Source organism: Limnohabitans sp. 103DPR2 (assembly GCF_001412575.1).
Classification (GTDB): Bacteria; Pseudomonadota; Gammaproteobacteria; order Burkholderiales; family Burkholderiaceae_C; genus Limnohabitans_A.
In genome coordinates, this window is the sequence record NZ_CP011834.1 from 376,253 (window position 1) to 402,409 (window position 26,157).

Sequence of the window (26,157 nt, forward strand, 5' to 3'; positions counted from 1 at the left end):
TGCATTATCGGTGCCCCGCAAACGGCCTGCGATATTGAACAGCCTCAGCGATGTGCACAGACAAAATGTCTTGACGCTCTGCCAAGTCGGCAATGGTTCTGGCAATTTTCAGAACGCGGTGGGTGCTTCGGCCACTCCACGAAAAATGCGTGGCTACTTGGGTCAGGTAGGCCGCAGCCTCTGGACCTAATTTGCCATGAAGGTCGAGCGCCGGACCACTGAGCGCTTGATTGGTACAGCCTTGCCGTTGAAGTGATCTGCGCCTCACCCGATCACAACGCGTCTTGATGGTGGCGGTGCTTTCTCCCACCGTTACATGGATCAACTGTGCAGCACTTTGGCTGGGAACCTCGATGTGCAGATCAATTCGGTCAAGCAAGGGCCCGCTGATTTTGTTGCTGTACCGGTGCACTTGGTCGGGGGTGCAACGGCAGACGGGACCTACCTGACCGGGCGTTCGAACCTGACCTGCATAACCGCAGGGGCAAGGGTTCATGGCGGCAATCAACTGAAAACGTGCTGGAAACTCAGCCGAATGTGCTGCGCGTGAAATGGTGACGCTGCCCGACTCTAAGGGTTCGCGCAACGCCTCCAATGCGGACCTTGGAAATTCAGGCAACTCATCCAAAAACAAAACGCCATGGTGCGCCAAGGAAATTTCGCCGGGGCGGGGCGGTGAGCCACCGCCCACCAATGCCACGGCACTGGCCGAGTGATGGGGGTGGCGTGTGGGCCGTTTCAGCCAATTCTCAATTCGAAAGCGGCCAGCCAAACTGGCCACCGATGCTGTTTCCAAAGCCTCATCCACGCTCAAATCAGGCAGCAAGCCGGCGAAGCGATGCGCCAACATCGATTTGCCTGAACCGGGAGGCCCCACCATGAGCAAACTGTGTCCACCCGCGGCTGCAATTTCCAAGGCGCGCTTGGCACCTGTTTGGCCTTTGACATCGGCCAAGTCCAAGGCCGGCGAGAAGGCTGCCTGAGGCGGGTTCACGGGCTCTGGCAGGCGCTCCCAAGTGCTGGTGGCTTCATCGGATGTTTGACCCACTGGCAAAAATGGCTGAGCCACTTCTCGCAAATGTTTGGCCCGGTAAACCGTGGCGCCAGGCACCAAAGCAGCCTCCTCGGCACTGCCAGGGGGCAACACCAAGTGGGGCGCATTTGCCAGCTTGTAGAGTGCCAAACCCATGACCAATGCACCACGTACGGGCCTCAGCGCGCCGGACAAGGACAACTCGCCAGCAAACTCATAGCGATGCAGGCGGCTACCGTCAATTTGCCCACTGGCCGCCAAGATGCCCAGTGCGATGGGCAAATCAAAGCGACCTGAATCTTTGGGCAAGTCAGCGGGTGCTAAATTGACCGTGATTCGCTGGTTGTTGGGGAATTCAAAGCCTGAGTTCAACAAAGCCGACCGTACCCGTTCCCTGGCCTCTTTGACTTCGACATCGGCCAAACCCACCAATGTGAAGCTGGGCAAGCCATTGGCCAAATGCACCTCAACGGTGACGCCAGGGGATAGAAGGCCCACCAAGGCCCTACTTTGCACCAAAGAAAGACGCATAAACACTCCTTGCACCAAACCGGTGCGAGGCGTGTAAGACTGAAATCAGCCGGACCTAGGGCGGTGCAAAGCCCATTGGAACACCGGTCTGTACAAAATGCACCCCCGTCAGAGGGGCGAGCGGGTTCATCAGGTAGGCCTTTTGCGCTTTGGCATGCTAAATGCTTGAAGCCACCAGTCTCATTCTCATTTAACAGGAGCTCCCAATGAAAAAGATCGTTACCCCCTTGATGTTGGCCATGTCTTTGGCCGCTGCTGGCAGTGCATTTGCCCAAGCCGCCCCCGCAGAACCCGAGTCTTCTTTGTCATTCAATGTAGGTGGCGTGAACGAATACCGTTACCGCGGTATTTCACAAAGCCGTTTGGACCCCGCATTGCAAGGCGGTGCTGATTACGCAGACAAGAGCGGCGCTTATGTCGGCGTTTGGGCTTCTAGCATCAAGTGGATCAAAGACTCTGGTGGTAAATCCAATGCAGAAGTTGACTACTACGGTGGTTACAAGTTCTCCGTGGGAGAAGTTGCTTACGACGTGGGCTTCTTGCACTATGAATATTCTGGCAATGGCTTGGCTGTGAGCGCCAACACCAATGAGTTGTATGGCGCCGTCACCATGGGCCCCACCACATTGAAGTATTCACAAAGCACAGGCAATTTGTTTGGCTTTGCCAACAGCAAAGGCAGCTCTTATGTGGATCTGACCGCCAATTTTGATTTGGGTGATGGCTACACATTCACACCTCACCTCGGCTACCAAAGTGTCAAAGGTGCTGGTAACAGCATTTACTCGTACACAGACGCAGCCCTGACATTGGGCAAAGACTTGGGCAATGGTTTGACCGCTTCTGCTGCTGTCATTGGCACCAACGCCAAAACCGGTTCTTACGTCAGCCCCGCTGGCAAGCAATTGGGCAAAGCCGGCTTGGTTGTTGGCCTCAAGTACACGTTCTAATTTTCTGAATTACAAGGAGCCATCATGAAACTGGTGACCGCCATCATTAAACCCTTCAAGCTGGACGAGGTGCGTGAAGCCCTGTCTGGTATTGGTGTGCAAGGCATTACTGTGACCGAAGTCAAAGGCTTTGGTCGCCAAAAGGGCCACACCGAGCTGTACCGCGGCGCTGAGTACGTGGTTGATTTCTTGCCCAAGGTCAAGATTGAAGCCGCCGTCTCTAACGAGTTGGTCGAGCGCGTGATCGAGGCCATTGAATCGGGTGCTCGCACCGGCAAGATTGGTGACGGCAAAGTGTTTGTGTACGACTTGGAACAAGTCATTCGCATTCGCACCGGTGAAACTGGGGCTGAAGCCCTTTGATGGCCCAGAAAGAGAGAACAGAATGAAAAAATTACTAGCCTCCCTCGCATTGGGATTGACGCTGTGTTTTGGCGGTGCGGCATTTGCACAAACTGCCCCAGCAGCGGAAGCAAAAGTAGAAGCCAAAGCGGAAGCCAAGCCTGAAGCCAAAGCCGAAGCAACAGCACCTGCCACTGCGCCTGCCGCAGCACCCGCAGCCGCTGAAGCAGCACCTGCCATTGTTCCTAACAAAGGCGATACAGCTTGGATGATGGTTTCCACCATCTTGGTGATCTTGATGGTCGTGCCAGGCTTGGCTTTGTTCTATGGCGGCTTGGTCCGCAGCAAGAACATGTTGTCAGTGCTGATGCAAGTCATGGTCACTTTCTCCTTGATCACTGTGTTGTGGTTCATCTACGGCTACAGCTTGGCGTTCACTGAAGGCAATGCTTACATTGGTGGTCTGGATCGCTTGTTCATGAACGGCATCTGGGACAACGCAGCAGGTACCTTTGCCAACGCTGCGACTTTCAGCAAAGGCGTCGCCATTCCTGAAATTACCTTCGCGGGTTTCCAAGCCACTTTCGCTGGCATCACTTGTGCCTTGATCGTGGGTGCATTTGCAGAGCGCATCAAGTTCTCCGCAGTTTTGCTCTTCATGACTTTGTGGTTCACTTTCAGCTACTTGCCCATCGCTCACATGGTCTGGTTCTGGATGGGTCCTGACGCTTACACAGCGAAAGAAGTTGTGGACGAAATGAACAGCAAAGCAGGCATGATCTGGCAATGGGGCGCCCTCGACTTCGCTGGCGGTACCGTGGTTCACATCAATGCTGCGGTGGCTGGTTTGGTTGGTGCCTTCATGGTTGGCAAGCGCATTGGTTATGGCCGCGAAGCCATGGCACCTCACTCTTTGACATTGACCATGGTCGGTGCTTCATTGTTGTGGGTGGGCTGGTTCGGTTTCAACGCGGGCTCTGCCCTCGAAGCCAACGGTTTTGCAGCCCTTGCTTTCGTGAACACTTTGTTGGCCACAGCCGCTGCCGTGTTGGCATGGTGTGTTGGTGAAGCGTTGATGCGTGGCAAAGCCTCTATGTTGGGTGCTGCATCCGGTGCAGTGGCTGGTTTGGTGGCCATCACGCCAGCGGCTGGCAACGTCGGTATCGGCGGCGCCTTGGTGATTGGCATCATTGCTGGCTTCGCATGTTTGTGGGGCGTCAATGGCCTGAAGAAAATGTTGGGCGCAGATGACTCCTTGGACGTCTTCGGTGTTCACGGCGTGGGCGGTATCGTCGGCGCGTTGCTCACCGGTGTGTTCAATTCACCAGCCTTGGGCGGCCCTGGCTTCGTGGCCGACTGGGTCACAGCCACTGGCATCACAGCTGCTGATTACTCCATCGCTGCACAAGTTTGGACACAAGCCAAAGCCGTGCTCGTGACAGTTGTCTGGTCTGGTGTGGTTTCCTTTGTGGCTTTCAAGTTGGTTGACCTGACAGTTGGACTGCGTGTTTCTGAAGAAGCAGAGCGCGAAGGCTTGGACATCAGCTCACACGGCGAAACTGCTTATCACGGTTAATCTGTCAAGATTTCCCAAAGACTTTCCGAGAAGTTAGTCTCCATCCTCACAGCCCGCTTCGGCGGGCTTTTTTTCGCCTGTTGTTTTTGTTACCAAGGGTTACATACCCAAATTAATTGACAATGCCAGCAATGTTTCAAACTGAGCGTATCGATGACTGCTGAAATTCCTTTTGTGCGACCCGAATGGCACTGCATGACAACCCAAGCCGATGTCTTGGGCGAGTCGCCCTTTTGGCATCCTCAAGAAAAATGTTTGTATTGGGTCGATATTCCGGGACGCCGATTGCGGCGCATGAAGGTTTCATCTGATTTGTCGCAAAGCCATGCAGTTGAAGATTGGCCTTTGCAAGAAGAGCCAGGTTGTTTTGCGCCTGCAAGCAAAGGCGGCTGGGTCATGGCGTTGCGAAGCGGTATTTACCGCGCACGTGAGTGGGGAGGTGCGTTGGAATTGTTGGCCGCTGCACCCTACGACACAAGCAAACTGCGATTCAACGATGGCAAGTGCGATCCTGCCGGCTATTTTTGGAGTGGCACGATGTACGAGCCGCGCGATCAAGCCGCCGGTGTTTTGTATGCCTTACAAGCCAACCACGCACTGCAGTCCAAAGCCGATCAGGCCACAGTGGCCAACGGCTTGGCATGGTCACCCAACGGCAAAACCATGTACTGGTCCGACACGGGCGCACATTGCATTCGCGCTTGGGACTTTGATGTGACATCACAGCAAATGACCCATGAACGTGTCTTTGCACAATTTCCAGCCAAGCCCAAAGACTGGATTTATGGATCGGATGTGGCGCAGTCTTACGCAGGCCGACCCGATGGCGCCGCTGTGGATGCGGAGGGGTTTTACTATGCCGCCATGTACGAGGGTCATCGCTTGGCCAAAATTGCGCCCGATGGTCGGTGTGTCGCTTACATTGAAACGCCTGTTCAGTGCCCCACCATGCCATGTTTTGGCGGAGAAGATTTGCGAACCCTGTTCATCACCACATCGGCACATGGCCGAAGTACGGCAGAGCTTCAAGCCTTGCCCCAATCGGGTTGTGTTTTTGCCATGCGGGTCGACACGCCTGGTTTGCTTGTGAGTTTTTTCAACAACTGAATTGACCTATTTTTGACGCTTGCGTTCTGCAAAAGTGGCCAGAAACAGAGCGTGTCCGTTTAACATGGCGACATGAACGACAGTCCAACCATTCGCTCAAGTCCAAGCGCGCACCCAGATCTGGCCGCCTTGTTGGACACCGTGCGCGCCGCTGCATCGACGGGGTCTGCACCACGCAAAAGCTTTCGGATCCACGGTTCGGGGAGCCACGATTTTTATGGCGAGGCCTTGGAAGGCGAGTTGCTGGAAACACGCGGCCTGTCGTGCATTGTGCAATACGAGCCCAGTGAGTTAGTCATCACTGTCGGCGCTGGCACGCTATTGTGTGATTTGGAAAAAACACTGGCAGCGCAAGGCCAGTGCTTGGCGTTTGAACCTCCGGTGTTTGCAGCCGACCGCACCCACAGCCAAGCCACCGTGGGTGGCATGGTGGCATCGGGTTTGAGTGGTCCAGCGCGCGCCAGTGTGGGCGCAGTTCGCGACTTTGTGCTCGGTTTGAAATTCATCAACGGCCGCGGCGAGCACCTGACTTTTGGTGGCCAGGTCATGAAGAATGTGGCAGGTTACGACGTCAGCCGATTGCTGGCGGGTAGCTGGGGCACCTTGGGTTTGATCACCGAAGTCTCTTTGAAAGTATTGCCCGTCGCACCCGCAGAGGCTCACCTCATGTGCCGGTTGCCACAAGCTCAAGCGCTGGCATTGTTGCATCGCTGGGGTGGTCAACCTTTGCCTTTGAATGCCAGTTGTTGGGTCCAAGACAACAGCATGCCAGGCCAGCCCGAGATGTTGTTCGTGCGTCTTCGCGGCGCACACGCAGCCGTTGAGGCCGCCAAAGTTCGCATGTCGCAGGACCTTGCGGCCTTGAACAGTGAATTGTTGGTGCAAGCATCCGAGAGTGCAACCCAAGATTGGATCGCCTGTGCAGACCAACGCTTGCCCTTTTTTACGCAAGCCGCAGCATCGCCCGATGCGGCCTTGTGGCGTTTGTCGGTGCCTCAAACGGCGCCCGTTTTGAATTTGCCGGCAAGTACAAGCGCGCCTTTCATTGAATGGCATGGCGCTCAGCGCTGGGTCTGGGCGCCGCTGTCAGAAGCTGAAGCCCTTCGCAAAGCCGCCGCAGCGGTGGGGGGTCAGGCCACCTTGTTCAGAAGACCGCAGCAAGCTAGTGCGGCCTTGCCAGTGTCGGTGCCCGTCTTCACGCCGCTGGATGCGGTACATCAACGCATTCAGCACGCACTGAAACAAGAATTTGACCCTGCCGGCCTGTTTGGCCCTCGCAGATTGAACGCGCATTTCTGAGGCTCAACATGCAAACCCAACTCGCACCTGAGTTTCAAAATACCCTGCTTGGCCAAGAAGCCGAGGCCATTCTTCGCTCGTGCGTGCACTGTGGTTTTTGCACGGCCACGTGCCCCACTTATCAGTTGATGGGCGACGAACTGGACGGACCGCGTGGCCGCATCTACTTGATGAAGCAAGTCTTTGAAGGTGCCGAGCCCACCCGCAAAACGCAAATGCATTTAGACCGGTGCCTCACCTGTCGAAATTGCGAAAGCACCTGCCCCAGTGGCGTGCAGTACGGTCATTTGGTGGACCTGGGTCGCAAGGTGGTGGATGCCAAAGTTCAGCGGCCCGTCCAAGAACGCGCAGTCCGTTGGCTTTTGAAAGAAGGCCTGACATCCACTCTGTTTGCGCCTGCCATGAAACTGGGACAAAGTGTGAGGGCTTTGTTGCCCGCAACGCTTCAAGCCAAGGTGCCCGCGCCTCAAGACGCTGGTCCTTGGCCCACCCAAACCCATGCACGAAAAGTACTGATGTTGGCAGGCTGTGTTCAGCCTGCCATGAAGCCCAACATCAACACCGCCACGGCACGTGTGCTCAATGCATGCGGCATTCAAGTGGTGGTGCCACCTGAGGCGGGTTGTTGTGGCGCTGTTAAATTTCACCTGAACGATCAAGTAGGCGGCTTGGACCACATGCGGCGCAACATTGACGCATGGTGGCCATGGGTCACTCAAGGCGTGGAAGCCATTGTGATGAATGCTTCGGGTTGCGGTGTCACGGTCAAAGAATATGGCCACTTGTTGCAACACGATGCGCAGTATGCAGACAAAGCCAAGCGCATTTCAGAACTCACACGGGACCTGAGTGAGTTGTTGCCTTTGTGTTTGCCTGAACTTCAAAAGCGTTTGAAACCCGAGGTGGTGGCCGCAGCAGGACCCCTGGCCTATCACCCACCTTGCACTTTGCAACATGGGCAGCAATTGAAGGGCAGCGTTGAAGCGCAGTTAGGGCAATTGGGTTTTCAGTTGCGAGTTTCCGAGCTAGAGTCCAACTTGTGCTGCGGCTCAGCCGGTACTTACTCTGTCTTGCAAGCCGATACCGCGTATGCCTTGCGTGATCGCAAATTAGGTCATCTGAACAAGTTGCAACCCAAGGCCATTTTGAGCGCCAACATTGGCTGCATCACCCATTTACAAAGTGGCGCTGACGTGCCCGTAAGGCACTGGGTGGAGTTGGTGGACGAGGCCTTGACGCTGAGTGCTTAAGCAGCGCTCAGAGCCGCTTCAATGTCTTTGCCAATGTTCTCTGGCTTGTCCATGGGCGCATAACGTTTGAGCACGCGGCCATCGCGGCCAATCAAGAACTTGGTGAAATTCCACTTGATGGCCTTGCTGCCCAACAAGCCGGGAGCTTCTGCGCACAACCATTGGTACAGGGGATGTGCTTCGGGACCATTCACCTTGATCTTTTCCATCATGGGAAAGCTCACGCCATAGTTCAGTTGGCAGAAGCTGGCAATCGACTCGTTGCTGCCAGGATCTTGGCTGCCAAACTGATTGCAAGGAAATCCCAACACGGCCAAGCCTTGGTCTTTGTAGGCTTGGTGAATTTTTTCTAAACCCCCAAACTGGGGTGTGAAGCCACAGGCACTGGCGGTGTTCACGATCAACATCACTTGGCCGCGCAGTGAAGCCAGCGCCAAGGGTTGACCATTCATTTGAATGGCGTCGAAGTCATAGATTGATTTCATGGGTTGCACCTGCTTCAAAAAATTCAGAATGGCTTGTTAGCCGTGAAGGTTGTCGTTTTTGGCAACGTCGATCAAGTGATTCAACACTGCACTGTGCTCGCGCAGGTTGTGCTCATGCCAGCGCTTGATGACCCACATGATGCTGGCCACCACAAAGCCAAAGGCGGTGATGGCGCCAAAGGCTGACAAGCCCATGCCCGTCGAGAAACTGTAGAAGCCACCCAACAACAAGATGCATGCTTGCTCGTTGAAATTTTGGACCGCAATCGAACGACCTGCACCCATCAAGTTGTGACCTCGGTGTTGCAGCAATGCGTTCATGGGCACCACCAAGAAACCGCCCAAGGCGCCCAACAAAATGAGAAAGGGCGCGGCCACCCACACGTTGTCGATGAAATTCATGCCCATCACCAACACGCCCATGGCAATGCCCAATGGCATGACGCGCGTGGCCTGATGCAGCTTCATTCGCACAGAGGCCACCACGGCGCCAACTGCAGTGCCAATGGCCACCACGCCGACCAAGCTAGAAGCCTGTGTGGTGCTGTAGCCCAAGGCCGCTGCGCTCCATGCCAAGACGATGTAGCGCAAGTTGCCAGAGACGCCCCAAAACAAGGTGGTTGTCGCCAAGGAGATTTGGCCTAAGCGGTCTTTCCACAGGCGAGTGTTGCAATCCCAGAAGTCGGGCAGCAAGGCCAACAAGTTTTTGGGCATGGCGCGCATGGCGACGCCTGTATCGGGAATGCGGGTGTTGAACCAAGCGGCCAAAGCATAGAACGTGATCAACAGCAAAATGGCAGCCTCTGGCGCTGTGTCAATGCCTGTATCGACGAGCGGCAAATCAAAGCTCAACAAATACTCAGAGACATGCGTGCCCACCAATTGGCCGCCGACCAACACGCCCAAAATGATGGAGGCGATGGTGAGGCCTTCAATCCAACCATTGGCCTTGACCAATTGAGAGGCGGGCAACAATTCGGTCAAGATGCCATATTTGGCGGGTGAATAGGCTGCGGCGCCCAATCCCACAATGGCGTAGGACAGCAAGGGGTGCGTGCCAAACAACATCAACAAACAGCCCACCACTTTGATGGCATTGCTGATGAACATCACCTCGCCTTTGGGCCGTGAGTCTGCAAAGGCGCCGACAAAGGGCGCAAGCACCACATAAAACAAAGCAAACATGGGCACCAAGGCCGCACGCTGCCACTCCGCGCCACCGCTGGTGCGAATCAGTTCTACCGCCGCGACGAAAAGCGCGTTGTCGGCCAACGAACTGAAAAACTGGGCCGCCATGATGGTGTAAAAACCGCGCTTCATGAAATCATGCAGTGAATCGATCAGGCAAAAGGCCGAATTCGAAAATGAGAAAAAGTATCAAAGCAACACTCGCTAGCGTGTGTTGGCGTAAGTTTCAGTTATATCACGCTCTGTAGTGCCACAATCTAGGCTTCAACCCGCGAGATTGATCGCCGTTTTTGTAACGATCCGCCATGCCAAGACCGATTCAGGCCACCATCGACATTCAAGCTTTGCGCCACAACCTGTCGCAAATCAAAGCCGCGGCCCCCGATGCGCTGGTCTGGGGCGTGGTCAAGGCCAACGCCTATGGCCATGGCATCGAGCGTGTTTTCGAGGGTTTGCGGGCGGCTGACGGCATTGCCTTGCTGGATTTGGCTGAGGCCGAACGCGTTCGCCAACTGGGTTGGCGTGGACCTGTTCTGTTGCTAGAAGGGGTGTTTGAGACGCGTGATTTGGAGTTGTGTTCTCGATTGAACCTGTGGCACGTTGTGCACTGCGAAGCGCAAATCGACATGCTGGCGGTGCACAAAACCCATCAGCCGCATCGGGTCTTTCTCAAAATGAACAGTGGCATGAACCGTTTGGGATTTGCCCCTCAGGCCTTCCGGGCTGCTTGGACGCGATTGAATGCATTGCCGCAAGTGGATGAAATTTCACTGATGACACACTTCAGTGACGCCGACGGTGAAAAAGGCATTGCAGCGGCCATGTCCATCTTTCACCAATACACCCATGATTTGTCTGGCGAACGAAGTTTGTGCAACAGCGCAGCAAGCTTGCGCCACGCCAAAGATTTGGCTGTGCGCGCAGACTGGATCCGACCTGGCATTGCTTTGTATGGCAGTTCGCCCGATTTCCCTTTGCACTCAGCCCAAGACTGGGGTTTGAAACCCGTCATGAGTTTGAATGCCAACATCATTGCTGTGCAACATTTGCAAGCAGGTGACACGGTGGGCTATGGCTCGGCATTTGTAGCCGACGGCCCAATGCGAATTGGCGTGGTGGCGTGTGGTTATGCCGACGGCTATCCGCGCATTGCCCCAACGGGCACTCCCGTTTGTGTGGACGGTCATCGTACGCGTACGCTAGGCCGTGTCAGCATGGACATGCTCACGGTGGACCTCACTGATTTGCCGCATGCCGATGTGGGCAGCGAAGTGACCTTGTGGGGCCTGCCTCAAAAAAGCACATCCCAAGCAAGTTCCACAACGGGCGTTGTCATTGACGAAGTTGCGCATGCAGCCGGTACGGTAGGCTACGAATTGATGTGTGCTTTGGCAGCACGCGTGCCAGTGGTGGTCAAGGATTGAAACATTCGGCACCACAGCGATTGGCGCTGAGCGCCGCCCTTGTTTTGATTTTGATCTGGGGTGCCAACTTCAGTGTGCAAAAGTACCTGCTGAACACGCTCACGCCCAGTGGATTTTTGCTGGCGCGCTATCTCATCATGCCTGTGTGTGCGCTCATCTTGATGCGCGTCACGCTGGGTCAATTTCTGCCGCCGTTGCCGCGCCAAGATGTGATGGCCTTGGCCCGTTTGGGTTTTGTGGGACACAGCTTGCATGTGGGCATCGTGTGTTACGGCATTCATTTGTCGACGCCATTTTCAAGCTCTGTGATCTTGGCATGTGGTCCCATCTTTACCCTGTTGATCTTGCGCTGGAAAGGCCATGAAAAGTTGCAGCGCACCCAAGCGATCGGTGTGATGGTTGCATTCGCAGGCGTGCTACTTTTCTTGTCTGACAAATTGCTCAAAGGTGACTGGCGCGCCAGTGGCGGCGATGTGATGTTGTTTGTGGCTGCGGTATTGTTCTCTTATTACACCGTTCAAGCCAAGCCCCTGCTTGAGAAACATGGCAGCGTGCTCACGATGGGTTACGCCACCTTGTGGGGTGGATTGCCCGTCATGCTCTTGTCTATTCCTGCGGGCCTTGAAGCGCCTTGGGACAGTTTGGGTTTGCAAGGCTGGGTGGCCATGGCGTGGTCCATTTTGATTTCAGCGTTTGGCGGTTGGTTGGTGTGGGGCTGGGTGAACCAAGTAAGGGGAGTGGCCAAAACCGCACCCTTGATGTACCTCATGCCGCCTGTTGCGGGTTTGTTTGCTTGGGCCCTTACGGGTGAGCAATACACCGTGATCAAGCTGGTTGGCGCGGCCATTGCCTTGATGGGCGTGGCCTATACCCAGTTTGCGCCTCAGCGGAAAAATCCGTCGTAAGTCGTTTTCACAATCAGGGCCGCCACTACAGCCAAAAATACATAGCGCACAAAGCCCGCACCGTGTTTCAAGGCCAAGCGGGTGCCCAGCAAACTGCCGAGCACATTCGCCAAAGCCATGGGCAGTGCCAGATGCCACCACACATGGCCTTGCAAGGTGAACAACACCAGCGCTGCAAAATTGGTGGCGGTGTTCATCAACTTGGCAGAAGCTGAAGCGTTGAGAAAGTCGTAACCCAACAAGCGCACATACGCAAAGACAAAAAAACTGCCAGTGCCAGGGCCAAAGAAGCCATCGTAAAAGCCAATCAACAGCCCCATGACCATGGCCGCAATGGCCTCTTGCCGACCTTTGAAGCGAGGCTCGTGACGTTGCCCCATGTCTTTCTTGGCCAGCGTGTAGGCCAGCAAGGCCAACAAAATAAAGGGCAAGGCTTTGCGCAAAAAACTGGGGTCAACCTCCGTGACCGTCCATGCGCCTAGCAAGGAGCCGAGCAAGCCTGCACTGGCAGCAGGCATCAGGGCGCCCCATCGCATGTCTACTTTTTTGCTGAACTGGTACGTGGCAAATGCAGTGCCCCAAATGGCGGCGCTTTTATTGGTGCCGACCAAGGTGGCTGGGGGAGCAGATGGAAATGTGGCGAAGAGTGCGGGAACCAAAATCAGGCCACCCCCGCCAACGATCGAATCGACCATGCCGGCAAACAAGGACGCGAGAGAGACGATCAGCAATTCCATGAAAAAAAAGCGCCGCTTTCGCGGCGCCTATCAAAAGTTACATCTCGTTTTGGATGTTCATGTTCGAGTAGTTTGGGTGTCTCCTCTGCCCTCAAAACGAACCCAAACTGCAGTTCATCGAGTGCATGAAATGTAGCGTGCTTCACAGGCCATTCCCATCAGGGATTTCCCGTGGCGTCCAAAGCCATCCAATGCGCCGCCTTTTCCGCAATCATCAAGGTGGGGCTGTTGGTGTTGCCGCTGGTAATGGTGGGCATGACGCCCGCATCGACAACACGCAAACCGCGGATGCCGCGGACTTGAAGTTGACTGTTGACCACTGCCATCGCGTCATCATCGCGGCCCATGCGTGTTGTACCGACCGGGTGAAAAATGGTGCTGGCAATGTCGCCGGCCAGTTTGGCCAGCTCTTCATCTGTTTGGTATTGCACCCCAGGCTTGAACTCTTCGGGCTCGTACCGTGCCATGGCCGCTTGTGACATGATGCGGCGCGTGACGCGCAGACTGTCGGCCGCTACTTTGCGGTCTGCATCGGTGCTCAGGTAATTGGGTGCAATGGCTGGTGCGTCTTTGAAGTCAGGGCTCTTCAAAGTGACGCTGCCGCGGCTGGTGGGATTCAAGTTGCAGACACTGGCCGTGATGGCCGGGAAGTTGTGCAGCGGCTCACCAAATGCATCCAAGCTGAGGGGCTGCACATGGTATTGAATGTTGGCCCAGGCTTGAGAGGGATCGCTTTTGGTGAAGGCCCCCAATTGACTGGGCGCCATGCTCATCGGACCACTGCGTGACATGGCATATTCCAAACCAATTTTGGCTTTGCCCCACCAGTTGTTGGCCAAGGTGTTGAGTGTCTTGGCATGCTTCACTTTGTAGACCGAGCGTATTTGCAAATGGTCTTGCAGGTTGGCGCCAACACCTGGCAAATCGTGCTGTACTGCAACTCCCACAGGCTTGAGAAGATCGGGATTGCCAATGCCAGACAACTGCAAAATTTGCGCAGAGCCAATGCTGCCAGCACTCAAGGCCACTTCGCGTGTGGCGGTGGCGGTGACCAGTTGATGGCCATCCCAAACCTTGACACCGGTGCAGCGCTTGGCACCGTTCGCATCGGTTTCGAGAACAAGGCCCGCCACTTGCGCTTGCGTCCACAACTCAAAGTTGGGACGTGCAAAACAGGTAGGACGCAAAAAAGCTTGGGCTGTGTTCCAACGCCAGCCGCTTCGTTGGTTCACTTCAAAATAACCAATGCCTTCGTTGTTGCCTTGGTTGAAATCTTCTGTGGCCGGAATGCCCGCTTGTTGTGCGGCTTGTGAAAAGGCGTCGAGCACGCCCCAACTGAGACGTTGTTTTTCAATGCGCCATTCGCCACCGGCTTGTCGGGCTTTGAGCACTTTGAAATAGTCTTGAGACTTGGCGTCAGATGCGCCAGCACTGTCAAATAATTCTGGCTTGACGCCTTTGGCGCCATGCAGTGGGCTTGCGCCTTTGTAATGGTCTTCGTGTGCTTTGAAATAAGGCAAGCACTTGTCCCAGCGCCAATCATCACTGCCGGTGAGTTGCGCCCACTGATCGTAGTCGCGTGATTGGCCTCGCATGTAGATCATGCCGTTGATACTGCTACAGCCCCCCAAGACTTTGCCGCGGGGATAGCGCAAGCTGCGGCCGTTCAAGCCATCGGCCGCTTCGGTTTGGTACAACCAATCGGTGCGTGGATTGCCAATGCAATACAGATAGCCGACAGGGATGTGAATCCAGTGATAGTCATCTCTCTTGCCCGCTTCAATCAGCAGCACCCGCTTGCTGGCGTCTGCAGACAAGCGATTGGCCAACAGGCAACCGGCCGTTCCTGCGCCAACGATGATGTAGTCAAAGGTGCTGTCGTTCATGAATTACTTGGCAGTGGGCATGACAAATTCGGCGCCTTTGCCAATGCTCTCGGGCCAGCGCTGCATGATCGATTTTTGTTTGGTGTAAAAACGCACGCCTTCTTCGCCGTAAGCGTGCATGTCGCCAAACAAGCTGCGCTTCCAACCACCAAAACCGTGCCAAGCCATTGGCACAGGAATCGGCACGTTGATGCCCACCATGCCCACTTGAATGCGACGAGAAAACTCTCGCGCCACATTGCCATCGCGTGTGAAGCAACTCACACCGTTGCCAAATTCATGGTCGTTGATGATTTGCACCGCTTCACCAAAATCTTTGACGCGAACACAAGACAAGACAGGGCCGAAAATTTCTTCTTTGTAAATCTTCATGTCGGTGGTGACGTTGTCAAACAAGGTGCCGCCCAACCAGAAGCCGTTGTCGCAACCTGCGCCTGCTTTGGCGCCATCAAACTGACGGCCGTCGACCAAGAGCTTGGCGCCTTCGGCCACACCTGCATCGATGTAACCCGTGATGCGTTGCTTGGCCGCAGCAGTGACAATGGGGCCCATTTCGGCCGCCAAATTGGTGCCGTTCAAAACCTTGAGTGCGCGTGTTTTCTCAAGCAACAAGGGCATCAATTTTTCAGCCACATCGCCCACCAACACAGCCACACTGATGGCCATGCAACGTTCGCCAGCAGAACCATAGGCCGCACCAATCAATGCGTCGACCGCTTGCTCAATGTCGGCATCGGGCATGACCACCATGTGGTTCTTGGCACCACCCAAAGCCTGTACACGTTTGCCATGTCGCGCGCCGTTTTCATACAAGCTGTTGGCGATGGGCGTGGAGCCCACAAAGCTCACAGCTTTGACATCGGGGTGTTCGACCAGCGCGTCAACCGCTTCTTTGTCGCCTTGCACCACATTGAACACACCATCGGGCAAGCCAGCTTGTTTGAGCAATTCAGCCATGAACAAACTGGGGCTGGGGTCAAGTGGGCTGGGCTTCAAAACAAAGGTGTTGCCGCAGGCAATGGCCACAGGAAACATCCACATGGGTACCATGACAGGAAAGTTAAAGGGTGTGACGCCAGCCACCACGCCCAAAGGCTGGCGCATCGTCCAGTTGTCGATGCCGGTTGAAACTTGGTCAGTGAAGTCACCTTTGAGCAACTGCGGAATGCCGCAAGCGAATTCCACAATGTCGATGCCGCGCGTCACTTCACCTTGTGCATCGGTGAACACCTTGCCGTGCTCGGCTGTGATCATGTGCGCCAGCGTGTCGCGGTGTTGGTTCAACAATTCTAAGAATTTGAACATCACACGAGCGCGGCGCAGTGGAGGCGTGTCGGCCCAAGCGGGAAAGGCTGCTTGCGCAGAAGCCACCGCCTGATCAACGTCTTTCACATTGGCCAAACTGACGCGGCCTGTCACAGCGCCAGTGGCCGGATTGAAAACGTCTTGTGCGCGAGAGGAAGTGCCAGCCGTTTTTTGGCCAGAAATGTAATGGGCAATGGAGGTGACGGACATGGCTGAGTTCTTGAGTTGAATAGAAATTGAATGTTAATCGTTTGTGGCGGTGTCTTGTGCTGGATGTCTGCGCCTGAACATGCCCCAGCCTTCCATGTGCAGCACACTGTCGCCGTGTTGGTTGTGCATGTCCCAGGCGGTTCGGACCAGACCGACATCTGGTTTGGAGCGCATGGGGCGAGTTTCTAGGATGGTGTGTTGGAGGTGCAAGGTGTCGTTGGGGAAAACGGGCTTCTTCCACTGGATGTTTTCAAGGCCAGGTGAGCCCAAGCTGGCAGACTTTTGTAAAAACTGCGTCACCATCAAACGCATGGCCATCGAACAAGTGTGCCAACCGCTGGCGCACAAACCGCCAAACACGGAGGCTTTTGCAGCGTCATCATCGAGGTGAAAAGGCTGAGGATCAAATTGCGTTGCAAAGGCAATGATTTCTTCTCGCGTGGGTGTGATGGTGCCCAGATCGCGCACGCTTCCGGGTTGCATGTCTTCCCAGTAATACTGAATTTTGTCGGCAGGTGCACCAGCCATCATCGACCACCAGACACATCGATCAAGCTCATGGTGGTGTAGCTGGCCTCATCAGACAGCAGCCACACGATGGCCTGCGCCACTTCCATGGCAGAGCCGCCGCGCTTGGCAGGTACCAAATGTTCCAGGTCTTTAACGCGATTGGGCAATCCGCCAGAAGCGTGAATTTCGGTGTCGATCAAGCCCGGGCGAATGGCATTGACGCGAATGCCTTCGCCTGCAATTTCTTTGGCCAAGCCCAATGTAAAACTGTCGATGGCACCTTTGGCGGCTGCGTAATCCAAATACTGACCGGGCGAGCCGAGTCTGGCCGCAGCACTGGACAAGTTCACAATGCTGCCGCCCTGACCACCGTGCTTGGTGCTCATTTGCAAAATGGCTTCGCGTGCGCACAGCATGGAGCCCAAGACGTTGATGTCAAACATGCGGCGCCAGCGCGCCATGCTCATTTCATCCAGTCGAGCAGAAACGTCTACAACACCTGCGTTGTTGACCAAGCCTTGCAGTGGACCTAATTCGGCGCGCACTTTTTGGAACATGGCCAGCACTTGATCTTCATGGGCCACATCGGCCTGGACGGCCATGGCACGGCCACCGGCCGCCTTGACTTGCTGCACCACGTCGTCTGCTGCTTTCGCGTTCGAGGTGTAATTGACAGCGACATCCCAGCCCTTTTGAGCCGCCAAAATGCAAGTGGCGGCACCAATGCCGCGACTCCCGCCCGTGACCAAAACAACTTTGCGCATTTCTTGTCTCCTGCAGAATATTGAGTAAACGGTTAAAACACTGTCTGGTGCACCGGCATTGAAGGTGCAGATTACCTTAACCAGGAGCCTTTTGTGAGTCACACAGTCGACTATTATTTCGCGCCTCAAAGCCCTTGGGCTTACTTGGGCCATCAGCGCTTCCAGCAAATCCTGACCAAAGCGGGTGCCAGTGTGCGCGTCATGCCCATTGATTTGGGCGGCAAAGTGTTTCCAATCTCAGGGGGCTTGCCCTTGGGTCAACGCGCGCCCCAAAGGCAGGCCTACCGCTTGACTGAATTGGCGCGCTTTAGCAAATGGCTGGGCGCCCCCTTGCATGTCAAACCAACTTATTTCCCAGTCGGCGGCGACGACGCGGCCAAGCTCATCATTGCGGTCGACATGGCCGCAGGTCCGAAGGCTGCCATGGCCATCAGTGGTGCTATTTTGTCTGCGGTGTGGGCGCAGCAGCGCAACATTGCCGATGAGAAGACCTTGGCGGAGTTGCTGAAAGAACAAAACTTACCAGCCAGTTGTTTAGAGCAGTCCTACAGTCAAGCTGCGCAAATGCGATACGAGTCTTACACGCAAATGGCCATTGATGCCGGTGTGTTTGGTGCACCTTCGTATGTGCTTGACGGTGAAATTTTCTGGGGACAAGATCGACTTGACTTTGTTGAGCGCGCACTTGCAAGCAGCCACACTTAAAGGAGAACTTGATGGGAACTTTCATTCAATTAACGGCCGCAGACGGCACACAATTTCCAGCGTATGTGGCAGAACCCGCCACACCGGTCAAAGCGGCCGTCGTTGTGCTGCAAGAAATTTTTGGTGTGAACACCCACATTCGTGAAGTGGCCGATGCCTATGCCAAAGAAGCTTATTTGGCCATCGCACCCGCCATGTTCCACCGTGCGCAAGCCAATGTCGAGTTGGGCTATGCAGAGGCTGACATGGGCGCAGGCATGGCCCTCAAAACCGCCATTGAAGCCTTGCCTGCACCTGGCGCATTGCAAGACATTCAAGCCAGCATTGATCACGCGCACAAAATGTGTGGTGGCAAAGTCGGCGTGGTGGGTTATTGCTGGGGCGGCTTGTTGACTTGGCGCTCCGCGTGCTTGCTCAACGGCTTGTCGGCTGCTGCCCCTTATTACGGGGGTGGCATGACCACAGAAGCTGAATCTGCACGTCAATCCAAAGTGCCGGTAATGGCGCACTTTGCAGAAGAAGACAAGTGGATTTCAATGGCGTCGGTGGCGGCTTTCAAAACGGCGCATCCACAGGCGCAAGTCTTTACCTATGCCGCGCACCATGGCTTTAATTGCAATCACCGCGGCGCATGGCATGCCGAATCAGCGGCATTGGCCCAAGAAAGAACCTTGGCTTTTTTCAAACAGCACTTAGGTTGATCAAATCAGATCGGTACTTAGCGACCTGATCGCGCCAAATAACGCTTGCGCCAAAACAGCCAAGCCAATGTGGCCGCGATCAGGAGCATGCTGCCAATCGTCCACCAAAACCCGGCGCTGTCGTGCAACAAGGGAATGACTTCAAAGTTCATTCCGAAGATGGCGGCAATCAAATTCAAGGGCAAGAAAATGGCCGTGATGGAGGTCAGCGTTCGCATGGTTTCATTGGTGCGATTGCTTTGTGCATTGAAATGAATTTGTACCGCTGTTTCAATGCTTTGCTCTAATCGCCGCACGTGATGCACCACACGGTCGATGTGCTCTAAAACATCGCGGCTGCGTACTTTCAATATTTCATGCTCTTTCATCAGAGCATTGGAAGTGGGCGGCGTCCACGTGTTCAATGACTCGAGCCAATCTTGCATGGCGCTGCGTTGGTCTTCGCAGATTTCGTCAAGGTGATGCAAGGACAGACGCGCTTCTAACAGGGCGGACCAGTTGTTGAAGCGGGTGTCTGGGTTGATCAGCTCAGCTTGCCAATGGTCTAGCTGGCGCGTCAGGTCTCTGCGCAAATCCAAATACACATCGACCACTTGGCTGACCATGCGCAGCATCATGTCAGCTGGGCTGACAGGGATGCCGCGAGCACCTGTTGAGCGGTCGTCCAATGTTTCCGAAGTCGGCGAGCTTGGCAATTGATCAGCAACCGTGGTTTGTTCATGGCTACTGGCGGCCAACAGACGCGCTGCATAGGCTTCCCGAATGGCGCAATCATCGGGATGGACGGTGAGCAGCACATTGTCAAAAATCGCAAAGCCAATGGGGCTGGTGTCGACCCTTCTGAGGGCGGGCGGACCCGACAGTTTGGTTTTGGATTTCAGGCCAGTGGGGGATTGAATTGTTTCTCTCTCACCGGTGTTGCTGGCAGCCAAGCGGCGGAACACCAACACGTCGTAATAAGAGGTCAAATCAAAGCGCGATGGCAGTTGTCCATTGAGCAAATCTGACACATGCAAATCAAGCAGATGATGGCCTGTGAGGCTCTGCAAAGTTTCTTGCACTTGTTGTTGCTCAGACAAGAAATAGCTTCTGGCGCAAGCAATCCAGACATAGCCGTTTTCAGGCAATGCACGAGGCAAGGACAACGCATCTTGAACGTGGGTGCCTGAAACGGTAAAGACGCGCATGCAATAAAAATTTGTGAGTGAGAGATGTGAAGGGCTTAGGCTTTGTTCAGTAGACGCGCGGCATCGCGTGCAAAGTAAGTCAAGATGCCGTCGGCGCCAGCACGTTTGAATGCCAACAAACTTTCCATCATCACACCATCATGGTCAAGCCAGCCATTTTGTGCCGCTGCTTTCAACATGGCGTACTCTCCCGACACCTGATACGCAAATGTGGGCACACCAAACTCATCTTTGACACGGCGCACCACATCCAAATAGGGCATGCCGGGTTTGACCATCACCATGTCAGCACCTTCTGCAATGTCGATGGCCACTTCGCGCAATGCTTCGTTGGTATTGCCCGGGTCCATTTGGTAGGTTTTTTTGTTGCCTTTGCCCAAATTGGCGGCAGAGCCCACCGCATCGCGGAAAGGGCCGTAAAACGAACTGGCGTACTTGGCGCTGTAGGCCATGATCTGCGTGTGCACATGCCCCTTGGCTTCGAGGGCCTGTCGAATGGCACCAATGCGGCCATCCATCATGTCACTCGGCGCCACCATGTCGACGCCTGCATCGGCTTGCACCAAGGCTTGTTTGACCAGCTGGCCCACGGTGGGATCGTTCAAGATGTAGCCCTCTTCGTCCAGCCAACCGTCTTGACCGTGGCTGGTAAAGGGGTCTAGGGCCACATCGGTCATCACGCCCAATTCGGGGAAGTTCTTTTTCAAAGCTCGGACCACCGTAGGGACCAAGCCGTCGGGGTTGAGGGCTTCGTTGCCTTGAGGGTCTTTGAGTGCGCTGTCAATGACGGGGAAAAGGGCCATCACGGGGATGCCCAACTTCACGCAATCTTCGGCGACAGGCAACAACAAGTCCAAACTCAAGCGCTCTACGCCGGGCATGGAGCTGATGGTCTGGCGTTGATTTTGGCCGTCGAGCACAAACACGGGGTAAATCAAATCGTCAACGCTCAGTTGATGTTCGCGCACCAAGCGCCGTGAAAAGTCTGTGCGACGCAGTCGGCGAGGCCGGCTCAAGGGGTAAGGCGTGTGAATCGGTGTCATTTGAAAATTGTGCCTGAAGTTTCTTGTTTTGAGGGCATTGAGAGAGATCGGCGGCTGAGAAATCTTGAGGCACATCAAGCTGCCGCGCTTGTTCAAAAACAAGCCTCAGCGCTACACTTGCCCCATGCTCTGGATAAAAGCCTTTCACATCGTCTTCGTGGCCAGCTGGTTTGCTGGCTTGTTTTACTTGCCGCGCATCTTTGTCAATTTGGCCATGGTGCCAGAAGATTCCGTGGCTGAGCGTGAGCGACTCTTGCTCATGGCCCGCAAGCTGCTCCGATTTACCACCTTGTTGTCTGTGCCCGCCATTGCGCTGGGTGTTTGGCTTTGGTGGGGCATTGGCATTGGGTGGGGCCCCGGCAATGCATGGATGCACGCCAAATTGGCCGTGGTGCTTTTGGTGGTGGGCTATCACCACATGTGTGGCGGACTGTTGAAAAAGTTTGAGGCGAACCAAAATACCCACAGCCATGTTTGGTTCCGCTGGTTCAATGAAGCGCCCGTTTTGATGTTGGTGGCGGTTGTGATCTTTGTGGTTGTGAAGCCGTTTTAAGGGCTATGCAAAAGACCGCGGCTTGGCCCTTGGCCGGTATTTACGCCGCACTGATCGTCTACGCCAGTCTTTACCCTTTCGACAACTGGCGCTCGCAAGGGGTCGATTGGACCGCCTTTTTGTTGGCCCCTTGGCCTCGCTACTGGACCGGCTTTGACGTGTTGGCCAATGTGCTTGGCTATGCACCTTTGGGGTTCATCGGTGTGTTGGCACTCAGGCGCAGTGCCCGACATTTACCTGCCGTCACGATCACCGTCATGGCGGGTTCCTTGCTGTCGCTTGCCCTTGAGTCATTGCAACTTTTCTTGCCAGCGCGCGTGCCCTCCAATGTCGATTGGGAGCTCAACACTTTGGGCACCTTGATAGGCGCATCTTTGGCTTGGACCTTGGAGCGATTTGGCTTTTTGGACCGATGGAGTCGTTTTCGCGCCAATTGGTTTCATTCAGACGCCAGAGGCGCCTTGGTGCTGCTGGCTTTGTGGCCAGTGGCCTTGTTATTTCCGGCGCCTGTCCCTTTAGGCTTGGGTCAAATTTTGGAGCGCACAGAAGATGCGCTGGCCCTGTGGTTGCAAGACACCCCTTGGCTTGATTGGTTGCCAGTTCGCGAAGTGGAGTTGCAACCACTGCTGCCTGTTTATGAAGTCTTGTGTGTCAGCTTGGGTCAGTTGTTGCCCTGCATGTTGGCATTCAGTTTGATTCGACATGTGCATCAAAAAGCCATCGCATGGGCCCTCTTGGTCGCTGCGGGTTTGGCTTTCACTGCTTTGTCTGCTGCCCTGACTTATGGGCCTGCGCATGCATGGGGGTGGGTCAATCCACCGGTTCAATTGGGCTTGGCGCTGGCGGCCCTCTTGGCCTTGCCTTTGATGTGGGTCCGTGAAAAACCATTGCAAGTGATGGCGTTGGTGGGTTTGGTATTGCAACTGACCATGCTGAACAATGCGTCAGCCAGTGCTTACTTTGCATTGACTTTGCAAAACTGGGAGCAAGGTCAATTTATACGTTTTCACGGCTTGATCCAGTGGATGGGTTGGCTTTGGCCTTTCGTTTTATTGGTCTATTTAATGCGCCGCCTGTCCTCATCTCTCCCCTCTAAAATGAGCGAATGAGTGAAAACACCCCCCCCTACTACGAGCGCCATATTTTTTTCTGTTTGAACGAAAGAAAGAATGGCGAAGCCTGTTGTGCTTTGCAAGGTGCCCAAGCCGCTTTTGACCATTGCAAATCCCGTGTCAAGGATTTGGGCTTGGCTGGCGCGGGCAAAGTACGCGTCAACAAGGCGGGCTGTTTAGATCGATGTGCAGGCGGACCCGTGGCCGTGGTTTATCCCGAAGGCACGTGGTACAGCTTTGTGGACAATTCGGACATTGATGAAATTGTCGACAGCCATTTGAAGAACGGCCAAGTTGTGCAGCGCTTGGTGACACCGCCCGACGTGGGACGCTGATGAACACAGCCACGCAATCCGTGCAGTTTCAAGGGCCAGTCGGCCTGTTGGAAGGTCTTCAGGACGAGCCTGTGGAGGGTGCATTCAAAGGCGTTGCGGTCATTGCCCATCCTCACCCTTTGTTTGGCGGCACGATGCAAAACAAGGTGGTCCAAACCTTGGCCAAAGCGTTTGTTCAAAATGGCTGGCGCGCCATTCGCTTTAATTTTCGGGGTGTTGGTGACAGTGCGGGCGTGTACGACGAAGGCCGTGGCGAGCTCGATGACATGTTGTCGGTCATTGCGCAAACTCAAAGTCAAAATCCAGGCGCTGAGTCCAGTGGCTTGGCACTGGCGGGCTTTTCATTTGGGGCCTATGTCACCAGCCATGTGGCTGCGAAATTGGCACCCACAGGGCAACTGCAAAAACTGGTGCTGGTCGGCACAGCGGCTTCTCGCTTTCAGGTGGCCCCAGTTCTGCCAGAGCTGCATGACAAAACCTTGGTGGTTCATGGTGAAGTCGACGACACCGTGCCTTTGGCAAGCGTGATGGATTGGGCCCGGCCCCAGTCATTGCCTGTGACCGTGATTCCTGGTGTTGAACACTTTTTCCACGGGCAATTGCCTTTGCTTCGATCCTTGGTCAGTCGCCACTTGCGTGCTTGAAATGACAACGGGCAGCATGCGCTCTCTCTTCAAAGCCTCTCGTCGCGAGGTCTGTCGCGGCGTTGTATGTTGGGCTGCAACACTTTTGCTGTGGGCGTTGCCTTCGCTCCATGTTCAAGCCCAATCTGCGCCAGAACCGCCAGAGGTTGCCGCGCGGGCCTACCTGTTGCTCGACGTCACGGCCAATCAAATTTTGGCTTCGCGTGAGTTGGACATGCCCGTTGAGCCGGCGTCCTTGACCAAACTCATGAGTGCTTATTTGGTGTTTGATGCGCTGAAGTCGAAAAAGATCGACCTGAAGCAAAGCCTGCCCGTCAGTGAGCGCGCATCGAAGATGCCTGGCTCACGCATGTTCATTGATCCCAAAATGAAGGTGCCTGTTGAAGATTTGATCAAAGGCATGGTGGTTCAGTCGGGCAACGATGCCACTGTGGCGTTGGCTGAAGGGGTGGGCGGTACGGTAGAGCGCTTTGTGCAGATGATGAACGATCAAGCCAAAGTACTCGGCATGAAAAATACCAGCTACAAAAACCCGGAGGGCCAGACAGAAGCCGGACAAACCACCACGGCGCGCGATCTCGGCACCCTTGCCACGCGTTTGATGCGTGACTTCCCTGAATACATGGGCACCTATGCCATCAAAAAATACCGCTATCCCGGCACCCCGGCAGCCAATGACAGCAATCGTAACTTGTTGCTTTTCAAAGATCCGACAGTCGATGGCCTGAAAACGGGTCACACCGATGCGGCAGGTTATTGCTTGGTGGCCACCGCCAAGCGAGAGTTTCCCAATCTGGGGCCACGTCGTTTGATGGCCATTGTGCTGGGCGCCAACAGCGAAATTGCGCGCGCCAACGAAGCTCAAAAACTGTTGAACTGGGGTTACACCGCTTTTGATGCGGTCAAGTTGTTTGAACCGGGACAAGCCGTTGCCACACCGGCCATTTGGAAGGGCAAGGCTGCCACGGTCAAATTGGGGCGCTCTGATGCGCTGGTGGTGGCGGTCCCCACGGGCACTGCATCCCAAATCAAAACTCAATTGGTCCGACCTGAGCCTTTGGTGGCGCCCGTCATCAGGGGGCAAGCGATCGGAAGTCTTCAAATTTACCGTGGTGAACAGCTTTGGGTCGACATGCCTTTGCAAGCTTTAGACACCGTTGAACAGGCTGGCGTGCTGGGCCGTGCTTGGGATGCTTTGCGTTTGTGGATCAAATGAGAAAAGTTGGTACTTGCAAACTTAACTGCTAATACTTGCCTGATAGAAATTTTTGCGCAAGCCCTTTTCCAACGTTATACTAGAAGGCTTTTCCGCATTTGGGGCGGAGAAGATTTTTTTGTTCATTCCAAACGTTTAGGGACGTTTTTTAAATGCCAACCATCAATCAATTGGTGCGTCAGGGGCGCGAGGTCGAAAAGACCAAGTCAAAAAGCCCTGCGATGCAAAACTCTCCGCAGCGCCGCGGTGTGTGCACCCGTGTGTACACCACGACGCCTAAAAAACCTAACTCCGCTCTGCGTAAAGTTGCCAAAGTGCGCTTGACCAACGGCTTCGAGGTGATCTCCTACATCGGTGGTGAAGGCCACAACTTGCAGGAACACTCCGTGGTGTTGGTACGTGGTGGTCGTGTGAAAGACTTGCCAGGTGTGCGTTATCACATTGTGCGCGGTTCACTCGACTTGCAAGGCGTGAAAGACCGCAAGCAATCGCGTTCTAAATATGGCGCTAAGCGCCCGAAGAAAGCTTAAGTTAGCTTTCAAAAAAAGGTGTTGTTCAGGTTTTTAGACGAGCCCGTTCAACGAAGTGACTCCATGTTGGAGTCGAGTAAGTGCAAATTCAAGATGAATTTGCAGGGTGTCTGGATCGGACGTCCAGCCATCAACTGAAGCAAAGAGGTGAAATATGCCACGTCGTCGTGAAGTCCCTAAACGTGAAATCCTGCCGGATCCCAAGTTCGGTAATGTCGAACTTTCCAAATTCATGAATGTGATCATGGAAGGCGGCAAAAAAGCGGTTGCCGAGCGCATCATTTATGGTGCCTTGGAAAACATGGAAAAGAAAACAGGCAAAGACCCTGTTGAACTTTTCTCAATCGCCATCAACAACGTCAAGCCCATGGTGGAAGTTAAATCCCGCCGCGTGGGTGGTGCCAACTACCAGGTGCCCGTCGAAGTTCGCCCTGTCCGTCGCTTGGCTTTGTCCATGCGTTGGATCAAAGAAGCGGCCCGTAAGCGTGGTGAAAAATCCATGGCTTTGCGCTTGGCCAACGAGTTGCTCGAGGCCAATGAAGGTCGCGGCGGCGCGATGAAAAAGCGTGATGAAGTGCACCGCATGGCTGAAGCCAACAAGGCCTTCTCACACTTCCGCTTCTAAATCC

The 26,157-nt window shown here is 54.8% G+C and carries 27 protein-coding genes; 17 read left to right on the top strand and 10 right to left on the bottom strand.

The features are described 5' to 3' along the window. Positions 1-4: 4 nt before the first annotated feature. The gene (locus L103DPR2_RS01655) at positions 5-1,564 is read right to left on the bottom strand and encodes a YifB family Mg chelatase-like AAA ATPase (RefSeq protein WP_055359461.1); all 1,560 of its coding nucleotides are present in this window, start codon (positions 1,562-1,564) and stop codon (positions 5-7) included. 206 nt (positions 1,565-1,770) lie between these two features. Between L103DPR2_RS01655 and L103DPR2_RS01660 the strand changes: the two genes are divergently transcribed. The 6 genes from L103DPR2_RS01660 to glcF all read left to right on the top strand — a co-directional run bounded on the left by L103DPR2_RS01660 (position 1,771) and on the right by glcF (position 8,088). Continuing rightward, entirely contained in the window at positions 1,771-2,514 is a 744-nt protein-coding gene (locus L103DPR2_RS01660) for a TorF family putative porin (RefSeq protein WP_055359462.1), read from the top strand. A 24-nt stretch (positions 2,515-2,538) separates the two neighbouring features. Continuing rightward, a complete protein-coding gene (locus L103DPR2_RS01665; protein WP_055359463.1) occupies positions 2,539-2,877 on the top strand; it encodes a P-II family nitrogen regulator in 339 nt (112 codons plus the stop codon). A 22-nt stretch (positions 2,878-2,899) separates the two neighbouring features. Beyond that, complete coding sequence (locus L103DPR2_RS01670; protein ID WP_055359464.1) at positions 2,900-4,432, top strand: ammonium transporter; 1,533 nt, start codon at positions 2,900-2,902, stop codon at positions 4,430-4,432. A 153-nt stretch (positions 4,433-4,585) separates the two neighbouring features. Next, positions 4,586-5,539 (top strand): SMP-30/gluconolactonase/LRE family protein, encoded by a 954-nt coding sequence (locus tag L103DPR2_RS01675; RefSeq protein ID WP_082466679.1) that lies wholly within the window; start codon positions 4,586-4,588, stop codon positions 5,537-5,539. A gap of 90 nt (positions 5,540-5,629) precedes the next feature. Further along, the gene (glcE, locus tag L103DPR2_RS01680; RefSeq protein ID WP_055361781.1) at positions 5,630-6,838 is read left to right on the top strand and encodes a glycolate oxidase subunit GlcE; all 1,209 of its coding nucleotides are present in this window, start codon (positions 5,630-5,632) and stop codon (positions 6,836-6,838) included. Between the two features lie 8 nt (positions 6,839-6,846). Beyond that, positions 6,847-8,088: a glycolate oxidase subunit GlcF gene (gene glcF, locus L103DPR2_RS01685; RefSeq protein ID WP_055359465.1), complete on the top strand. Its 1,242-nt coding sequence runs from the start codon at positions 6,847-6,849 to the stop codon at positions 8,086-8,088. Here the strand turns inward: glcF and L103DPR2_RS01690 are convergent. Together L103DPR2_RS01690 and lplT are read right to left on the bottom strand one after the other, a co-directional pair. Further along, a complete protein-coding gene (locus L103DPR2_RS01690) occupies positions 8,085-8,573 on the bottom strand; it encodes a glutathione peroxidase (RefSeq protein ID WP_055359466.1) in 489 nt (162 codons plus the stop codon). The two genes, glcF and L103DPR2_RS01690, sit on opposite strands and share 4 nt — an antisense overlap. A 36-nt stretch (positions 8,574-8,609) precedes the next feature. Next, positions 8,610-9,893 (bottom strand): lysophospholipid transporter LplT, encoded by a 1,284-nt coding sequence (lplT, locus tag L103DPR2_RS01695; protein WP_055359467.1) that lies wholly within the window; start codon positions 9,891-9,893, stop codon positions 8,610-8,612. Positions 9,894-10,066: 173 nt separating this feature from the next. On the opposite strand from lplT, the gene alr reads away from it, so the two are divergent. Beyond that, positions 10,067-11,185, top strand: a complete 1,119-nt coding sequence (alr, locus tag L103DPR2_RS01700) for an alanine racemase (protein WP_055359468.1) — start codon at positions 10,067-10,069, stop codon at positions 11,183-11,185. After that, positions 11,182-12,090, top strand: a complete 909-nt coding sequence (locus tag L103DPR2_RS01705; RefSeq protein WP_055361782.1) for a DMT family transporter — start codon at positions 11,182-11,184, stop codon at positions 12,088-12,090. The genes alr and L103DPR2_RS01705 overlap by 4 nt, the downstream gene beginning before the upstream one ends. On the opposite strand, the gene L103DPR2_RS01710 is transcribed toward L103DPR2_RS01705, so the two are convergent. The 5 genes from L103DPR2_RS01710 to L103DPR2_RS01730 all read right to left on the bottom strand — a co-directional run bounded on the left by L103DPR2_RS01710 (position 12,069) and on the right by L103DPR2_RS01730 (position 17,502). Further along, entirely contained in the window at positions 12,069-12,827 is a 759-nt protein-coding gene (locus L103DPR2_RS01710; RefSeq protein ID WP_055359469.1) for a sulfite exporter TauE/SafE family protein, read from the bottom strand. The genes L103DPR2_RS01705 and L103DPR2_RS01710 overlap by 22 nt on opposite strands. 158 nt (positions 12,828-12,985) lie before the next feature. Continuing rightward, positions 12,986-14,713: a GMC family oxidoreductase gene (locus L103DPR2_RS01715; protein ID WP_055359470.1), complete on the bottom strand. Its 1,728-nt coding sequence runs from the start codon at positions 14,711-14,713 to the stop codon at positions 12,986-12,988. Between the two features lie 3 nt (positions 14,714-14,716). Further along, entirely contained in the window at positions 14,717-16,228 is a 1,512-nt protein-coding gene (locus L103DPR2_RS01720) for a CoA-acylating methylmalonate-semialdehyde dehydrogenase (RefSeq protein ID WP_055359471.1), read from the bottom strand. Positions 16,229-16,261: 33 nt separating this feature from the next. Further along, positions 16,262-16,759 (bottom strand): MaoC family dehydratase, encoded by a 498-nt coding sequence (locus L103DPR2_RS01725; RefSeq protein ID WP_442915082.1) that lies wholly within the window; start codon positions 16,757-16,759, stop codon positions 16,262-16,264. After that, positions 16,756-17,502, bottom strand: a complete 747-nt coding sequence (locus L103DPR2_RS01730) for an SDR family oxidoreductase (protein WP_055359472.1) — start codon at positions 17,500-17,502, stop codon at positions 16,756-16,758. The genes L103DPR2_RS01725 and L103DPR2_RS01730 overlap by 4 nt, the downstream gene beginning before the upstream one ends. Before the next feature lie 93 nt (positions 17,503-17,595). Between L103DPR2_RS01730 and L103DPR2_RS01735 the strand changes: the two genes are divergently transcribed. Beyond that, entirely contained in the window at positions 17,596-18,207 is a 612-nt protein-coding gene (locus L103DPR2_RS01735) for a 2-hydroxychromene-2-carboxylate isomerase (RefSeq protein WP_055359473.1), read from the top strand. 11 nt (positions 18,208-18,218) lie between these two features. Next, positions 18,219-18,908, top strand: coding sequence for a dienelactone hydrolase family protein (locus tag L103DPR2_RS01740; RefSeq protein WP_055359474.1), 690 nt, complete (start codon positions 18,219-18,221; stop codon positions 18,906-18,908). Between the two features lie 17 nt (positions 18,909-18,925). Here the strand turns inward: L103DPR2_RS01740 and L103DPR2_RS01745 are convergent, their stop codons facing one another. Next, entirely contained in the window at positions 18,926-20,095 is a 1,170-nt protein-coding gene (locus L103DPR2_RS01745; RefSeq protein ID WP_055359475.1) for a magnesium transporter CorA family protein, read from the bottom strand. Positions 20,096-20,130: 35 nt separating this feature from the next. After that, a complete protein-coding gene (gene hemB / locus L103DPR2_RS01750; protein WP_055359476.1) occupies positions 20,131-21,138 on the bottom strand; it encodes a porphobilinogen synthase in 1,008 nt (335 codons plus the stop codon). A 124-nt stretch (positions 21,139-21,262) separates the two neighbouring features. Between hemB and L103DPR2_RS01755 the strand changes: the two genes are divergently transcribed. The 7 genes from L103DPR2_RS01755 to rpsG all read left to right on the top strand — a co-directional run bounded on the left by L103DPR2_RS01755 (position 21,263) and on the right by rpsG (position 26,153). Further along, positions 21,263-21,691 carry a CopD family protein gene (locus L103DPR2_RS01755; protein ID WP_055361784.1) on the top strand — a complete coding sequence of 143 codons (429 nt, stop codon included), beginning with the start codon at positions 21,263-21,265 and terminating at the stop codon, positions 21,689-21,691. Between the two features lie 5 nt (positions 21,692-21,696). Continuing rightward, entirely contained in the window at positions 21,697-22,800 is a 1,104-nt protein-coding gene (locus tag L103DPR2_RS01760) for a VanZ family protein (RefSeq protein ID WP_055359477.1), read from the top strand. Next, positions 22,797-23,138, top strand: a complete 342-nt coding sequence (locus L103DPR2_RS01765) for a (2Fe-2S) ferredoxin domain-containing protein (RefSeq protein ID WP_055359478.1) — start codon at positions 22,797-22,799, stop codon at positions 23,136-23,138. Before L103DPR2_RS01760 ends, L103DPR2_RS01765 begins: the two co-directional genes overlap by 4 nt. Next, positions 23,138-23,782 (top strand): alpha/beta hydrolase, encoded by a 645-nt coding sequence (locus L103DPR2_RS01770; protein WP_055359479.1) that lies wholly within the window; start codon positions 23,138-23,140, stop codon positions 23,780-23,782. Before L103DPR2_RS01765 ends, L103DPR2_RS01770 begins: the two co-directional genes overlap by 1 nt. A gap of 16 nt (positions 23,783-23,798) precedes the next feature. Next, the gene (locus L103DPR2_RS01775) at positions 23,799-24,998 is read left to right on the top strand and encodes a D-alanyl-D-alanine carboxypeptidase family protein (protein ID WP_082466846.1); all 1,200 of its coding nucleotides are present in this window, start codon (positions 23,799-23,801) and stop codon (positions 24,996-24,998) included. Positions 24,999-25,150: 152 nt separating this feature from the next. Next, positions 25,151-25,528, top strand: coding sequence for a 30S ribosomal protein S12 (rpsL, locus tag L103DPR2_RS01780; protein WP_017759704.1), 378 nt, complete (start codon positions 25,151-25,153; stop codon positions 25,526-25,528). A gap of 154 nt (positions 25,529-25,682) precedes the next feature. Continuing rightward, the gene (gene rpsG / locus L103DPR2_RS01785; RefSeq protein ID WP_019426275.1) at positions 25,683-26,153 is read left to right on the top strand and encodes a 30S ribosomal protein S7; all 471 of its coding nucleotides are present in this window, start codon (positions 25,683-25,685) and stop codon (positions 26,151-26,153) included. Positions 26,154-26,157 lie beyond the last annotated feature (4 nt).

Excerpts from the sequence above, each read along its gene's own strand:
- L103DPR2_RS01655 (WP_055359461.1), bottom strand. The coding sequence starts at position 1,564 with ATGCGTCTTTCTTTGGTGCAAAGTAGGGCCTTGGTGGGCCTTCTATCC.
- L103DPR2_RS01660 (WP_055359462.1), top strand. The coding sequence starts at position 1,771 with ATGAAAAAGATCGTTACCCCCTTGATGTTGGCCATGTCTTTGGCCGCT.
- L103DPR2_RS01665 (WP_055359463.1), top strand. The coding sequence starts at position 2,539 with ATGAAACTGGTGACCGCCATCATTAAACCCTTCAAGCTGGACGAGGTG.
- L103DPR2_RS01670 (WP_055359464.1), top strand. The coding sequence starts at position 2,900 with ATGAAAAAATTACTAGCCTCCCTCGCATTGGGATTGACGCTGTGTTTT.
- L103DPR2_RS01675 (WP_082466679.1), top strand. The coding sequence starts at position 4,586 with ATGACTGCTGAAATTCCTTTTGTGCGACCCGAATGGCACTGCATGACA.
- glcF (WP_055359465.1), top strand. The coding sequence starts at position 6,847 with ATGCAAACCCAACTCGCACCTGAGTTTCAAAATACCCTGCTTGGCCAA.
- L103DPR2_RS01690 (WP_055359466.1), bottom strand. The coding sequence starts at position 8,573 with ATGAAATCAATCTATGACTTCGACGCCATTCAAATGAATGGTCAACCC.
- lplT (WP_055359467.1), bottom strand. The coding sequence starts at position 9,893 with ATGAAGCGCGGTTTTTACACCATCATGGCGGCCCAGTTTTTCAGTTCG.
- alr (WP_055359468.1), top strand. The coding sequence starts at position 10,067 with ATGCCAAGACCGATTCAGGCCACCATCGACATTCAAGCTTTGCGCCAC.
- L103DPR2_RS01710 (WP_055359469.1), bottom strand. The coding sequence starts at position 12,827 with ATGGAATTGCTGATCGTCTCTCTCGCGTCCTTGTTTGCCGGCATGGTC.
- L103DPR2_RS01715 (WP_055359470.1), bottom strand. The coding sequence starts at position 14,713 with ATGAACGACAGCACCTTTGACTACATCATCGTTGGCGCAGGAACGGCC.
- L103DPR2_RS01720 (WP_055359471.1), bottom strand. The coding sequence starts at position 16,228 with ATGTCCGTCACCTCCATTGCCCATTACATTTCTGGCCAAAAAACGGCT.
- L103DPR2_RS01725 (WP_442915082.1), bottom strand. The coding sequence starts at position 16,759 with ATGATGGCTGGTGCACCTGCCGACAAAATTCAGTATTACTGGGAAGAC.
- L103DPR2_RS01730 (WP_055359472.1), bottom strand. The coding sequence starts at position 17,502 with ATGCGCAAAGTTGTTTTGGTCACGGGCGGGAGTCGCGGCATTGGTGCC.
- L103DPR2_RS01740 (WP_055359474.1), top strand. The coding sequence starts at position 18,219 with ATGGGAACTTTCATTCAATTAACGGCCGCAGACGGCACACAATTTCCA.
- L103DPR2_RS01745 (WP_055359475.1), bottom strand. The coding sequence starts at position 20,095 with ATGCGCGTCTTTACCGTTTCAGGCACCCACGTTCAAGATGCGTTGTCC.
- hemB (WP_055359476.1), bottom strand. The coding sequence starts at position 21,138 with ATGACACCGATTCACACGCCTTACCCCTTGAGCCGGCCTCGCCGACTG.
- L103DPR2_RS01755 (WP_055361784.1), top strand. The coding sequence starts at position 21,263 with ATGCTCTGGATAAAAGCCTTTCACATCGTCTTCGTGGCCAGCTGGTTT.
- L103DPR2_RS01760 (WP_055359477.1), top strand. The coding sequence starts at position 21,697 with ATGCAAAAGACCGCGGCTTGGCCCTTGGCCGGTATTTACGCCGCACTG.
- L103DPR2_RS01765 (WP_055359478.1), top strand. The coding sequence starts at position 22,797 with ATGAGTGAAAACACCCCCCCCTACTACGAGCGCCATATTTTTTTCTGT.
- L103DPR2_RS01770 (WP_055359479.1), top strand. The coding sequence starts at position 23,138 with ATGAACACAGCCACGCAATCCGTGCAGTTTCAAGGGCCAGTCGGCCTG.
- L103DPR2_RS01775 (WP_082466846.1), top strand. The coding sequence starts at position 23,799 with ATGCGCTCTCTCTTCAAAGCCTCTCGTCGCGAGGTCTGTCGCGGCGTT.
- rpsL (WP_017759704.1), top strand. The coding sequence starts at position 25,151 with ATGCCAACCATCAATCAATTGGTGCGTCAGGGGCGCGAGGTCGAAAAG.
- rpsG (WP_019426275.1), top strand. The coding sequence starts at position 25,683 with ATGCCACGTCGTCGTGAAGTCCCTAAACGTGAAATCCTGCCGGATCCC.